12 protein-coding genes are annotated in these 13115 nt (G+C 52.5%); 2 read left to right on the top strand and 10 right to left on the bottom strand.

The genetic code is table 11. The annotated features are described in order from the left end of the window. Positions 1 to 57: 57 nt before the first annotated feature. The 4 genes from rpmE to HDT28_09540 form a co-directional block, all read right to left on the bottom strand. Positions 58 to 270, bottom strand: coding sequence for a 50S ribosomal protein L31 (gene rpmE / locus HDT28_09525; GenBank protein MBD5132804.1), 213 nt, complete (start codon positions 268 to 270; stop codon positions 58 to 60). 87 nt (positions 271 to 357) lie between these two features. Beyond that, positions 358 to 1377 carry an alcohol dehydrogenase catalytic domain-containing protein gene (locus HDT28_09530; protein MBD5132805.1) on the bottom strand — a complete coding sequence of 340 codons (1020 nt, stop codon included), beginning with the start codon at positions 1375 to 1377 and terminating at the stop codon, positions 358 to 360. 187 nt (positions 1378 to 1564) lie between these two features. Further along, positions 1565 to 2188, bottom strand: a complete 624-nt coding sequence (locus tag HDT28_09535) for a M23 family metallopeptidase (protein ID MBD5132806.1) — start codon at positions 2186 to 2188, stop codon at positions 1565 to 1567. Between the two features lie 68 nt (positions 2189 to 2256). After that, positions 2257 to 2649, bottom strand: a complete 393-nt coding sequence (locus tag HDT28_09540) for a hypothetical protein (protein MBD5132807.1) — start codon at positions 2647 to 2649, stop codon at positions 2257 to 2259. Positions 2650 to 2766: 117 nt separating this feature from the next. Here HDT28_09540 and HDT28_09545 point away from each other — a divergent pair, with 117 nt between their 5' ends. Then, positions 2767 to 3342 carry a flavodoxin family protein gene (locus tag HDT28_09545; GenBank protein ID MBD5132808.1) on the top strand — a complete coding sequence of 192 codons (576 nt, stop codon included), beginning with the start codon at positions 2767 to 2769 and terminating at the stop codon, positions 3340 to 3342. Positions 3343 to 3455: 113 nt separating this feature from the next. Here HDT28_09545 and HDT28_09550 read toward each other — a convergent pair whose 3' ends face one another. The 6 genes from HDT28_09550 to adhE form a co-directional block, all read right to left on the bottom strand. Next, on the bottom strand, positions 3456 to 4892 hold the full coding sequence (locus HDT28_09550; GenBank protein MBD5132809.1) for a 4Fe-4S binding protein: 1437 nt from the start codon (positions 4890 to 4892) through the stop codon (positions 3456 to 3458). Positions 4893 to 4937: 45 nt separating this feature from the next. Then, positions 4938 to 6098 (bottom strand): SpoIIE family protein phosphatase, encoded by a 1161-nt coding sequence (locus HDT28_09555; GenBank protein MBD5132810.1) that lies wholly within the window; start codon positions 6096 to 6098, stop codon positions 4938 to 4940. Continuing rightward, positions 6095 to 7822 (bottom strand): 4Fe-4S binding protein, encoded by a 1728-nt coding sequence (locus HDT28_09560; GenBank protein MBD5132811.1) that lies wholly within the window; start codon positions 7820 to 7822, stop codon positions 6095 to 6097. The genes HDT28_09555 and HDT28_09560 overlap by 4 nt, the downstream gene beginning before the upstream one ends. Before the next feature lie 8 nt (positions 7823 to 7830). Further along, positions 7831 to 8076: a (2Fe-2S) ferredoxin domain-containing protein gene (locus HDT28_09565; GenBank protein ID MBD5132812.1), complete on the bottom strand. Its 246-nt coding sequence runs from the start codon at positions 8074 to 8076 to the stop codon at positions 7831 to 7833. Between the two features lie 126 nt (positions 8077 to 8202). Beyond that, entirely contained in the window at positions 8203 to 8952 is a 750-nt protein-coding gene (locus HDT28_09570) for an aminoglycoside phosphotransferase family protein (GenBank protein ID MBD5132813.1), read from the bottom strand. A gap of 14 nt (positions 8953 to 8966) precedes the next feature. Continuing rightward, positions 8967 to 11570, bottom strand: coding sequence for a bifunctional acetaldehyde-CoA/alcohol dehydrogenase (adhE, locus tag HDT28_09575; protein ID MBD5132814.1), 2604 nt, complete (start codon positions 11568 to 11570; stop codon positions 8967 to 8969). Positions 11571 to 12023: 453 nt separating this feature from the next. On the opposite strand from adhE, the gene HDT28_09580 reads away from it, so the two are divergent. Then, positions 12024 to 12965: an aldo/keto reductase family oxidoreductase gene (locus HDT28_09580; GenBank protein MBD5132815.1), complete on the top strand. Its 942-nt coding sequence runs from the start codon at positions 12024 to 12026 to the stop codon at positions 12963 to 12965. The last annotated feature ends 150 nt before the right edge of the window (positions 12966 to 13115 follow it).

A 13115-nucleotide genomic window follows, 5' to 3' on the forward strand; every position in this document is an offset into this window, starting at 1 on the left:
TGTTACGATCAAAGAAAAAACGGCAAACAAAAATTGCTTGCCGTTCGCGTTTTATAGCTATTTGCCGGACTTGCCCGAACGCTCGTTGAAGCGCGCTACGCGACCGCCCGTTTCGGCTTGCTTCTGCTTGCCGGTGTAGAACGGATGGCACTTGGAGCAAATATCGACCTTAACGGTATCGCCCTTTTGGGTGGAACCGGTGACGAACGTTGCGCCGCAAGCGCAAACAACGGTTACTTCGTGATAATCGGGATGAAGATTCTCTTTCATAATAAAGACCTCTCTTTACTTTTGCAAAATGGTTAGCTTATTAATTGTACACTAAAAAACGTTAGCTGTCAAGTAATTTAAGCAACCTTATTTTATTTTGATAAGCGTTTTGAGCGTGTTATCCGTGCCGTTCGCACAAAGCCTGTCGTAAATTTCGGGAACGTTATCGAAATCGGCGATCTGCTCGTACAGCGATTCGACCTGAACGGTATGGTTTGCCAAAAGGTTGATAGCCGTTTGATAGTTCTTGCCGCAGTCGACTACGGTGAACATATCGAGGTTTTTTTCGAGCAAAGCGCTGACCGTTATAGGAAGATCGCTCTTGGTCGCTCTGCCTATGATAGCAACCTTGCCGCGGCGCGCCGTGTAGTCGCAAATACTCGACACAGGCATATCCGAGCTTGTAAGGTACGCGCACGACGACGCCATGCGCCCGCCCGTAAGCGACAGTATCTTTTTACGCGCGTCCTCGTTGACGGCGTTTACGGTAAAGTACACGCCCGCCTTTTGCGCAAGCGAGAGCATTTCCTCGTTCATGTCTACGACGATGGGAACGGCTTGGTAGTACATTGCGACCTGCGCCAGAATGATGCCGTCGACCGTCGCGCCCATAATAACGAGCTGGTCGCCCTTCTCCACTTGAAGGTGCGACAATGCGTTGAGCGCGAGCGCGATATTCTCAATGAAGATCGCTTCCTCGTCTTTCAGCCTGTCGGGAATAAGATAGACGTCGTTGGCGGATACGACCGAGAAATCGCTCAAAAACCCGTCCTCGTTCGCGCCGAACAGCGAGGGTTTTTCGCAATCGTAAAACCTGCCGTCCTTGCACGCCTTGCAGTTGTGACAGCTCGCCGACGAATAGGTCACTACGCGGTTTCCGCGTGCAATGCCCGTAACGCTTTCGCCTACCTCTGACACGAACCCAACGCACTGCCTAACGGGTATGATAGGCAGTCGCGCTTCGCGCCGACCCTCGTATACCGCGAGGTCGATCGGGGTGATCGAGCACATCAAGTTTTTAAGCTTAACGCAGTTCTCGCCCACCGGCATGGCGTCCATTTCTTCGAGCTTGATTGTATGAGGAGAATGTATCCTATACGCTTTCATAATAATCTATCCCTATTTCGGTTTTCGATTTACAAGCATATTATACCATAAAACCAATAAAATATCAAGTAATTTATACACATTGCGCAAAGCTCGAAAAAAGCGGTATTATATAACAAAAACGCCCGAAAGTTCGAGCGTTTTTATTTATATCGTACAGCGGCACGATACTATTGTTTTGTTTGGATTATTTATCTTCGGATATGGGGAGCACGGACGCCGGATTGACGTACTTGCCGTCCTTTTTGAGCTCGAAGTGCAGGTGCGCGCCCGTATTGAGCTCAGACATCATGCTCGTAGACGTGCTGCCGATCTTGTCGCCCGCTTTAACGGTATCGCCCACCTTGATAGGCATATCGGCGGCAAGCGACTTGTAAATGGACACGTAGCCGTTATCATGCGTTATCGTCACGACGTTGCCGTCGAGCGCCGTCTTTTCGATGTCGGTAACAGTACCGTCGAGTACGGCAACTACATCGCCCTCGCCCACGAAGTCCATTGCGGGATGCCATTTCCACAGTTCGAGCGTATCCCACTTAACGAGTCTGTCGTCGGCATAGTCGAGCCCGAGCGTAGCTCCGCTCATAGGCGCATACATGGACGGCTCGGTGCCTACGTCAGTGATAGGCGGCGTGGGATCGTCGGGCGTCGGGGTGTCGACGATCGGTTGTTTTTGCGGCAGTGTGAAGACTACCGTCAAAACGATTGCGGCAATTATTACGAGCGAAGAAATCGTTATCGCTATGGCGTACTTGTGCCGCTTGAAAAAATTCTTCCTGCTTTCTTTTGTTTTGGATTGATAGGTTTTCATGTTTTGTTCCTCCACTGAACTTGATTATTGCCAAAACTATGTAGCTTATACACGCCGATAAAAAAATTTTAGTAACACCCCGAGAGTATCGGCGTACCCACCGAAACGTTCCCGTTGCCGTAAGCCGCCATAACGTTATACTCCTCGCCTTCCGCCGTATACTGGACCTCGGCGCACACCCTGTCGCTGAACGCGTAAACAATTATCGTATCGCCCACCTCGACCTGCTTTACTACCCTCGCCCCGATTTTATCGAGCGCATCGGTCATAGCCGTTTCGTCGCCATCGAAGTCGACGCGGTACAGTCCGTTTTGCGAATAACACACGCCGTCCACGGCGGCTATAACCTCGTTATTGTCGTACGCATAAACCCTGCCCAAGCCCGTAAGCGGACTGAACCATATTGCCGTGGCGATAAGTCCCGCGGCAAATAAAAATACGACGGCAATGAGTTTTTTCATGCCGTCGATTGTTGACAAAAAATAATAGTTTTATACAAATTACTTTTTTCTTACAAACAGTTGCTTTTTCATTGTTTATTCTCTATAATAGTACAAATATATTTTCGGAGGGTTAGTATGACAAAGATAACTTGCATTAACGGCAGCGCACGCAACAACGGAAGCTGTGCGTATTTGATCGACAGCTTCATCGGCGGGTTTGCCGAGAACGATACGAACATAGTTAAATATTGCGTGGGCGACGCCGACTTGCATTTTTGCAAAGGCTGCAAAAAATGTTATATAGACGGTAAATGCGTACAAAACGACGACGCGCAAAAGATTGTCGAGGATATCCTATCTTCCGATATCGTAGTCGTTGCCGCACCCTCTTATTGGGCGGACGTGCCCGCACAGCAAAAAACCTTATTCGACAGAACCACGCCTTACGGCGACACCAATCCGAACAGAATTTTAACGGCACAAAAACCTATCAAAGGAATCGCGATAGCCGTGCGCGCAGGTATGAGAGAGCAAGAAAACGAATTGATACTGAACGCAATAGAGCATTATTATGGGCATTTGGGGATAGAAACAGTAAATCGTATTTCGATAACACAAGCGGACAAATTAGATGATTTGATCGACAAACACCCCGACGATATCGAACAAGTCGTCGAGCTGGCAAGATCACTGTCAAAAAATAACCGGTAAAAGCGTATAATATAGATAACAAAAGAAGCTTTCGGACAAACATCTTCGAAAGCTTCTTGCATAACATAAAGTTTTCTTTGCTTCTTTCTTGTTCACAAGAAAGAAGGGAAAAATTACTTCTCGCCTTTTGCGAGTTTATACAGCTTGACGCTGTTATCGACCTTTTTCTCTTTGGCTTCCGCGCCGTATTTATTGACGTCGGTAAGGCTCTTTTTGCCGTGGTGCAAGCACAGCGCGCCGTTTACGCACCCGCCTTCGCACGCCATGCCCTCGAAAAAGTTGAACGGGCTTTTTCCCAGCTTTAACAATAACAGCTGTTTCTTGCATTCTTCCAGCCCGCTCATGGCGATCGGCTTTGCCTCGAACCCGCGCTCTTTCGCAAGGTCGGTAACGCCCTCTACGATACCGCCCGAGCGCGCGAATATTCTGCCGTAGTACGACGCATTGTCGAGCGCAGTATCGGGAAGCTCGGACACGTCGATATTACGCGCGTCGAGGAAGGCTTGAAGCTCCTCGAACGAGATAACGCAGTCTATATACTTGCTCGCTTCGTCCTGCTTGAACTCGAACTTCTTGGATGTGCACGGTCCAACGAAAACCACCTTGCAGTCGGGCTCGAACGCTTTAAGCAGCTTGCCCGCCATTACCATGGGCGACGGAGTACTCGATATATGCTTGGCGAGGTCGGGGAAGTTCTTTTTGACGTACTGCACAAAGCTCGGACAGCACGAGGTCGTGAGCACGCCGTGTTCTTTGAGCTCGTTCGCTTCCTCGTCGAGCGTAAGGTCGGCGCCGAGCGCGGTCTCAACGACCTGGAAGAACCCGAGCGACGCCATACCCGTTATCACCTGCTCGATACGCGCGTAATTGAACTGCGCGACTATCGACGGCGCGATAATGGCGTACACCTTGTACTTGGTGTTAAACTCGGAGTTTTTGAGTATTTCGAGTAAGTCTAGTATGTACGATTTATCCTGTATCGCGCCGAACGGGCATTGGTACACGCACGCACCGCAGCCCACGCATTTATTATTGTCTATCTCCGCTTTCTTGTCGGCGTTGACCTTTATGGCGTTCGCCTTACAGCTGTTTACGCACGGGCGTTTTTGGAGAATTATCGCGTTGTACGGGCACGCCTCGGCGCACTTGCCGCACTCGATACATTTTTCCTTATCCACGACCGAATGCTTATCCACGATCGATATTGCGCCCTTGGGACAGGCTTCCACGCACCTGTGCGAAATACAGCCGCGGCAAGCGGGCGTTACGAATATGCCGTCGACGGGACACTCGTCGCACGCTATATCTATGACCTCTACAACGTTGGGGTTTGTCTTATCCCCGCCCATTGCGATTTTGAGCCGTTCTTGGAGTATGGCGCGTTCCTTGTACACGCAGCACCTAAGGCTCGCCTGCGGTCCCGGCATAATCTTTATCGGGATATCGTGAAAGATCTCATTGTTGAGCCCGTTGTCGTAGGCGCGAATGAGTTCCTTTATTACTTCGTATTTAAGCTGTTGTACAGCGGTATCGAAAAGTCTGGTTTGCATAGTACACCGTATAATGCGTAGTTTTTAATTGTTAATTGTTAATTGTTAATTATAACGCACGTTCACCGTCTTCCCCATCTTTTTGAGGTTTTCGGCGAGCGCGTCGATTAATTTAAGCTTCATGCGCGTTTCGATAGGCAGTCCGTCGTGCGCGTGGTTCTGCGCCTGACCGACGAAGAAATTGACCTCGGTCGAGCCCTCGAATAGCATTCTCGCAAGCAGGGTGGCGCCGTCGCGTTTATCGAGCACTGTCGACTTGCAGTCGGCATTGTCGAGGTATTTCTCGGACAGCTCCAAAACGCGCTTGACCGTAACGACGCCCTCGGTCGTGAGGTCGATGCCGTCTATGTACCCTATCGGCGGGATATCGCGGTCGGGGAACTCTATGCTCGATGTGACTTCTTTGCCGAGGTGGCGCGCCACTATTTGCGAGCTCGTACCGCCGCAAACGACCTTTTTACCGGCTAACGCCATAAAGTCTTTTACGTACTGCGCGTCATCCTCTTTGCGCATAGGCGGCCCGACGAACACCGACGTGGGTTCGGGGTTTCGCACCTTGATACCGAGCACCGTGGTGTCGTCGCCCGGCATATCCATATACAGCTCGTTGCACTCGGCGGCGAGCGTAGCCGAAATGGCGCGCGCCGACATATCGGGGCGCACCGCGCGTTTTAGGTAGTCCTTGATCTGCGGGCGTTCCCACCCGAAGTTCATGAGCATACCTATACCCGCGTGCTCCACGCCGTCGCTCGTCATGATAACGGCGTCGCCCGCGCGGAGATCGAGCTCGGTCGTGTAAACGTTCTTGCCGCAAACGACCGCTTTGGTGCGCGGAAGATCGCTGACCTCGCCGTCGCGAATGAGTATCGCCGCAGGGTTATCGAATTCCAAAAGCTCGCCCTTGCCCTCGCGGTTTATGTGGCAGACCGAGAACGTAGCGTACGCCACGCCACGCTCCTTACATACGGGAAGCGAAGCAATAAGCGTTTCTATGCAGTCGCGGATAGGCACACCCGCCGACAGCATGGTGCATAAGATCTTGGACGAGAGCGTCGCCAAAATATTGGCTTTTACGCCGCTACCCATGCCGTCGCAAAGAACGGCGGTAAGGTAATCACCGTTTACCGCGCACTCGACGCGGTCGCCGCAAAGCTCCTCGCCGACGTGGTTAAGCGACGTGTAGCCGCTGTCGATAAAGTAACTCAATTGTCTTTGTCCCCTATCATGGCGTCTTTGAGTTTGAGAAGCGCGACCTTGGTCTCGGCAGTGGTTTCGCCGAGCAGCGACGCTATCTCCTGCGCTACGCGCATTTGCTTATCTATGACCGCCGTCGTAACTTTGAGCGTGCCCTGCTTGACCTTGTCGAGCTCCGCTTCGTAGTTTACGCGGTCGGTTATATCGGTAAGAACGACCAAAAGCGATTTTTCTTTGGCGAGCGGCACGATATTTATATCGACGAACTTGCCCGTTTTATCGAGCTTTTGCTTGTCGACGTGCGCGGCTAAACCGCTGTCCGCCGCCTTGAACACCGCCGACGGGTCGAAGCAGTCGAATATGTACTCGGGATTTGCCATGCCGATAAGCGCTTGCGCCGTGCGGTTGATCTCGGTAATTTTGAGCTCGCCGTTGCAAACGATAATACCATTGGGGCTGTTCTCGATTATGACGTTGCCCATGCTCTCGGCTTTCTCGCGCATATACGGCACGCACATCTCGACCTCGGCGTAGCCATTGACTACCGCCCATGCCTTTTCGCGGCAGGTCGAATATCCGCACGCGCCGCAGTTGAGCTCGTGGCGCGGTTCGGTCTTGCCCGTGCGCTTTAAGATATCTTTTATCTCGTCCTCGGTGGGAACGCGGTCGCCCGCCTTGCGCGGCTTGTAGGTCGCCGAAATATCGGTGTATTGGGGCACGGTATCGATAGGCGCGCTGTTGGTGTAGTTGCGCACCGATACGTTCGCTTCAACAATGCCGCCCTCGTGCTTGATCGAGCACGGACCGTTTACGCACGCGCCGTCGCAAGCGTTGATTTCAAGGAATACGTGATGAACGCCCAACAAGTCCTCTATCGCCTGATCGAGCCTATTAACACCGTCCATTGCGATATATTCGTAATCATCGGGGAAGCTGTCGAACGACTTGATTATGCCGCGCGATATGGGATAGAACTTGGCGCGCATAGCGGGCGCGTCCGCGCTTGCGGTCGCCGCCGTTGCCGCTACTTCTTTATCGGCGGAAGCCGATTTTTTAGCCGCGGGCTTAGACGGCGCCTTCGGCTTTTCTATCTCGATATTATGCTTGGCGAGCAGCCCCGCAAGCTCCTCGAACGTGAGCGCGCCGATAAGCACACCGCTTTCCTTGGCTTCGCGCTTTTTGGCAATGCACGGACCGACGAATACTATCTCGGCGTCGGGATACCGCGTTTTAAGTATTTTGGCGTGCGCGACCATCGGCGAAACGACGGGCGCGAGATACTTCAACGCGTCGTGGTGGTAAAGCTCGATAGCGCGGTTTACCGCGGGGCACGCCGAAGTTATAAAGTTATCGTACTTGCCGCTTTCGAGCAGTTTTTTATACTCGGCGGTCACAGCCGCCGCACCCTCCGACGTTTCGAACGCGTCGAAGAACCCGAGCGACTTTAACGCCGCACGGAAGGGCGCGAAGTCGGTCATGCCGAACGACGACACGAACGCAGGCGCAACGGACGCGATGATCTTTTTCTTTTGCAAAAGCTGTTCTATCGCCTGCACGTCGCTATGCACGCTCTTGGCGTTCTGCGGACAGACCTTGGTGCAATGCCCGCAGAGTATGCAACGGCTCTCGATTATCTTCGCTTGTCCGTCGCGCGCATCTATCGCCTTGACGGGACAAGCGCGCAGGCATTTATAGCAGTTCTTGCAATTGGCTTTAAGAAAGTCAAGATAAAACATGGTAGCATCTACCCCAAAAGCGGAATGATTTCGTTAACGAACTTCTCTTCCGTGTTGGTGGGGTTGACGTCGAGTATGTAGTTATCGCCCGCCTTTACCGCAACGCCCGAAGAGCACCTATTAAGGCAGAAACAGGCGCGAAGCTCGATCTTGTCAGCAACCTTGTATTTCTCGATTAGCGTTTTGAACGCTTCTATCACGTCGTACGAGCCCTTTAAATGGCACGAGCTACCGACGCATACGCTAAGTATCATAGTAACCTCTGTCAAATATAAATTAAAAATTAATGTAGCATAATAAGCAATTAGGAATTAGAAACGCTTGACCCCATTCGGTGTACATTATCATTCCTAATTCCTAATTACTAATTCATGATTATTTTAGTCATATTGGCAAACGTCAGCCCATTTGCTAAGCATTTCCTTTTCTTCGGGCTTGCCCTTAGCCATTTGCGAAGCGGCTACGATAGGCAGCCACGCTTCGACGTACTGGCGCGCGGTGTCGGACTTTTTGCAGAACGCCGTCATGTAGTCCTCGGCGGTCTTGTCGTCGCCCGCGAGCTTGAACAAAAGGTACGTGCGCGCGGTGTCCGCCGAAGCGTTACCGATAGTCGCGTGCGACCAATCGATAATGCAAGCGCGGTCGTCCGCCGTGATTATAACGTTGGACGGGTTAAAGTCGCCGTGACAAAGCTTGTTGTGCTTGGGCATACCGTCGAGCCGAGCGTGGAGCTCGTAGCGCGTCGTGGCGTCAAGCCCAGACTGCTCGAACTTACGAGCGAACTTGTCGCGCTGCTTGTTAAGGTCGGGCGCGGTAAGCTTGTGCATGGACAACTGAATATCGATAAGCCGCGCGATATACTCGCTGCGCTTAGCGGGATTCTCGGCAATGAGCGCCGCGAGCGACTTGCCCTCTACGTAGTCCATGACGATAGCGAGCCTGCCGTCGTCGAGTTTCTTCACCTCGTGGACCTTGGGAATGAACAAGCCCGTGGCTTCTACGCGCGCCTGATTGAGCGCCTCGTTCAAAATATCGGCTTTATTATAGTCCGCCGCGAAAACCTTGTAGCAGCATTCGCCGTCGCGGTAAACGACCTTATTCGGTCTTTTTGCAATTTCGTTCATACTCATTATTTCCCCTCCTATTATTTCGCCTTCTTAGTGCCGTAGTAAGCGTCGAGATAGATCTGCTTGACCTCGGCGATCAACGGATAGCGCGGGTTGGCGCCCGTGCACTGATCGTCGAACGCGGCGCGGCTCATTTCATCGAGCGATTCGAGGAACTTATCCTCGGGTACGCCCGCCGCCTTGATCGTGTCGGGAAGCCCTACTGCGCGGCGAAGCTCGACGAGCTTATCGATAAGCTTATTGAGCTTTTCTTCGTCGGTCTTGCCTTTTATGCCGACCATTTCGGCGATCTCCGCATAGCGGTGCAAGCACGTGGGATGATCGTATTGCGGGAAGGTACCCATCTTGTTGGGCGCTTCGGCGGCGTTGAACCGCATTACGTCGGGAAGGAGCAACGCGTTCGCCATGCCGTGCGGCAGGTGGTGATACGAGCCGAGCTTGTGCGCCATGGAGTGGCAGATACCGAGGAACGCGTTAGCAAACGCCATACCCGCCATGGTAGCGGCATACGCCATTTCGGCGCGGGCTTTCTCGTTCTTGCCGTCGTTGTACGCGATAGGCAGATATTCGAAAATAAGCTTGATAGCTTCCTTAGCCATGCCGTCGGCGAAGTCGCTGGACATGACCGAAGCGATCGCTTCGAGCGCGTGGACCATAGCGTCGTAGCCGGAGTTGGCGGTAAGTCCCTTGGGAATACTCATCATAAGCCCGGGATCGCAAATAGCCATCTTGGGCAGAAGCTCGTAGTCGGCGATCGGGTATTTAAGTCCGGTCTTTTCGTCGGTGATAACGGCGAACGGCGTTACCTCGGAGCCCGTGCCTGCGGTGGTGGCGATAGCGACGAAGTACGCTTTCTTGCCCATTTCGGGGAAGCGGTAAACGCGCTTTCTTATATCCATGAACCGCATAGCCATGTCGGCGAAGTCGACTTCGGGATGCTCGTACAGCACCCACATGATCTTGCCTGCGTCGAGCGCGCTGCCGCCGCCGAGCGCGACGACCGTATCGGGCTCGAACGAGCGCATGGCTTCCGCGCCCTTCTTAGCCGAAGCAAGCGTAGGATCGGGCTGAACGTCTGAGAACGTGGTGTTGACGATACCCATTTCGTTGAGCACGTCGCTCACCTGCTTAGAGAACCCGCTCTTGAACAGGAATTCGTCGGTAACTATGAACACGCGCTTTTTGCCCATGTCTTTCAGCTCTTGAAGCGCAACGGGCATACAACCCTTTTTGAAGTACACCTTTTCGGGCGCGCGGAACCACAGCATATTCTCTCTCCTTATTGCTACCGTTTTATAGTTGAGTAGGTGCTTGACCGAAACGTTTTCGGATACCGAGTTGCCGCCCCACGACCCGCAACCGAGCGTGAGCGACGGACGAAGCTTGAAGTTATAGATGTCGCCGATACCGCCTTGCGCCGCGGGCGTGTTGACGAGTATACGGCAGGTTTTCATGAGATCCGCAAAAGCCTGGATCTTCGCGCCCTCGGTGTGCTCGTTGGCGTAAATGACCGAGGTGTGACCGTAGCCGCCGTCGGCGACGAGCTTTTCGGCTTTTTTGAGCGCGTCGTTAAAGTCTTTTGCTTTGTACATTGCAAGCACGGGCGAAAGCTTTTCGTGCGCGAACGGTTCTTCGAGCTCGACCGATTCGACCTCGCCTACGAGTATGCGCGCGGTCTCGGGAACCTCGAAGCCGCAGAGCTTGGCGATAGTAGCAGCGCTCTGCCCGACTATCTTGGCGTTGACCGAACCGTTAATAAGTATGGTTTTGCGGACCTTGTCGATCTCCTCGGCATTGAGGAAGTACGCGCCGCGGTAATCGAGTTCTTTGCGGAACTCGTCGTAAACGTCGGGCATGACGATGACCGACTGCTCTGACGCGCAGATCATGCCGTTGTCGAACGATTTACTGTGGAGTATGCTGGACGCCGCGAGCTTGATGTCCGCCGAACTGTCGACGATAACGGGAGTGTTGCCCGCGCCGACGCCGACTGCGGGTTTGCCCGACGAGTACGCCGCGCGCACCATGCCGGGACCGCCCGTTGCGAGAATGAGGTCGCAGTCGCTCATGACCGCCGCCGAGAGCGGAACGCTGGGAACGTCTATCCAGCCGATAATGCCCTTGGGCGCGCCCGCAGCGACCGCCGCGTCGAGCACAACCTTAGCCGCCGCGATCGTGCAGTTCTTTGCACGCGGGTGCGGCGAGAATATAAGACCGTTACGCGTTTTGAGCGCAAGTAACGCCTTGAATATAGCGGTAGAGGTGGGATTGGTCGTAGGAACGATAGCCGCTACGATACCGACGGGCTCGGCAAGAACCTGTACGCCGTACGCCTCGTCTGTTTCTATAACGTCGCAAGTCTTGGTATCGCGATAGGCGTTGTAGATATACTCGGCGGCATAGTGGTTTTTGATAACCTTATCCTCGACTATGCCCATGCCCGTCTCTTTAACGGCCATTTCGGCAAGGTCGAGCCGCGCCTTGTCGGCAGCCGTCGCCGCCGCAAGGAAAATCTTGTCTACCTGCTCCTGCGTGTAGGAAGCGTACTCGGTTTGAGCGGCGCGCACACGCTTGATCAGCTCTTTCAAGGATTGTTCGTCCTGTACAATTAGTTCGTCCATAAGACCTCCTTTGATATCTGTTATATTATGCAATATTTCGCTATAATTGTCAAGTACTTGACGAAAATTCGACAGTCGTTTAACCATAATAAAAACTTATTATCGCCATACTAAAAACAACAGCAATACCCGATGCCAACCCCGTGTGAACACTTTTGGCAGGGCGCGATTTCGGCTCTTTTCCGCCTTCTCTCGCTCGTAGTAGCGCATTGGCTACGACTTCGCTCGACAAGTCGACAAATAGCTCGAAACGCGCCTCCGCAAAAGCGAGCATTTTCAGGGAAACAAATCGTAGGCTTAGACAAGGAAACGCCCGCAGTATAAGCCTTACGTCGGCTATACAAGGGCGTTGACGCAGTATAAGTCACGATTTGTCCCTGAAAATGTGTTCAACACGGGTTGGCATCGGGTAAATCTATTGATTTTTATGCCGAACTGTGTTATACTTATACAATGAAATACAAGAATTTAGGCGGAATCGAGGTGTCACGGCTTGCGCTTGGGCTTATGCGCATAGCCGATAAACCTATGCAAAACGTGGATCGGCTTATCCGCGCCGCGCTCGATATAGGCGTGAACCTATTCGATAACGCCGATATATACGGCGGCGGCTCGTGCGAGAGCAAGCTTGGCGAACTGATAAAAATCGACCCGTCGCTACGCCAAAAAATAGTATTGCAAACCAAATGCGGCATTAAGGGCGGAATGTACGATTTGAACCACGACCATATTATATCGTCCGTCGAAGGCTCGCTGAAACGCCTTAATACCGACCATATAGATATACTGCTATTGCACCGCCCCGATACTCTCATGCGCCCCGAACAAATAGCCAGGGCTTTCGACGAGCTCGAACGATCGGGCAAGGTGCGGCTGTTCGGCGTCAGCAATTTCTCGGCGCAGCAAACCGAGTTTTTACAGCGCACCGTTAAGCAAAAGCTTATTGCCAACCAATTGCAGCTGGGTCCCGCGTACTGCCCTATCATAGACTACGGCATAAACGTGAACACCGACCACCCGTCGGCGTGCGACAAAAGCGGCGGCGTGCTCGAATACTGCCGCATGAACGATATAACGATACAAACCTACGGCACTATGCAGTGCGAGTTCACCGACGAAACGGGCTACTTCTTTCGCGGCGCGATAACCGAAAATAAGGCAAACGAAAAATACTTCGCGCTGAACGCCTTGCTGAACGGTTTGGCACAAAAATACGACGTAACGCCCGAAGCGGTCGCTATCGCTTGGGTTCTACACCACCCCGCCGATATGCAGGCGATAGTCGGCACTACGCTCGACAAGCATATGCTCGGCTACAAGGATTGCTGTGAAGTTACGCTAACCGACTACGAGTGGTACAAGATATACGAATCGGCTGGGCACAGGCTGCCGTAAAGAAGAATATTGACAACCGCGGTATATTGTGATATAATAAACCAAACCGCAAATACGGAAAGAACCATGAGTATCGATTATTGCAAAGAAATCGAAAAATCAATCTGTGATTGTGATATAATAAACCAAATCGCAAATATGGTATACTGC

The organism is Clostridiales bacterium (assembly GCA_014799665.1).
GTDB lineage: Bacteria > Bacillota > Clostridia > Christensenellales > Pumilibacteraceae > Anaerocaecibacter.

Coding starts and splice junctions, on each gene's coding strand:
- HDT28_09535 (MBD5132806.1), bottom strand. CDS start 2,188: ATGAAAACCTATCAATCCAAAACAAAAGAAAGCAGGAAGAATTTTTTC.
- HDT28_09570 (MBD5132813.1), bottom strand. CDS start 8,952: ATGAGTATGAACGAAATTGCAAAAAGACCGAATAAGGTCGTTTACCGC.
- HDT28_09580 (MBD5132815.1), top strand. CDS start 12,024: ATGAAATACAAGAATTTAGGCGGAATCGAGGTGTCACGGCTTGCGCTT.
- rpmE (MBD5132804.1), bottom strand. CDS start 270: ATGAAAGAGAATCTTCATCCCGATTATCACGAAGTAACCGTTGTTTGC.
- HDT28_09540 (MBD5132807.1), bottom strand. CDS start 2,649: ATGAAAAAACTCATTGCCGTCGTATTTTTATTTGCCGCGGGACTTATC.
- adhE (MBD5132814.1), bottom strand. CDS start 11,570: ATGGACGAACTAATTGTACAGGACGAACAATCCTTGAAAGAGCTGATC.
- HDT28_09565 (MBD5132812.1), bottom strand. CDS start 8,076: ATGATACTTAGCGTATGCGTCGGTAGCTCGTGCCATTTAAAGGGCTCG.
- HDT28_09545 (MBD5132808.1), top strand. CDS start 2,767: ATGACAAAGATAACTTGCATTAACGGCAGCGCACGCAACAACGGAAGC.
- HDT28_09550 (MBD5132809.1), bottom strand. CDS start 4,892: ATGCAAACCAGACTTTTCGATACCGCTGTACAACAGCTTAAATACGAA.
- HDT28_09560 (MBD5132811.1), bottom strand. CDS start 7,822: ATGTTTTATCTTGACTTTCTTAAAGCCAATTGCAAGAACTGCTATAAA.
- HDT28_09530 (MBD5132805.1), bottom strand. CDS start 1,377: ATGAAAGCGTATAGGATACATTCTCCTCATACAATCAAGCTCGAAGAA.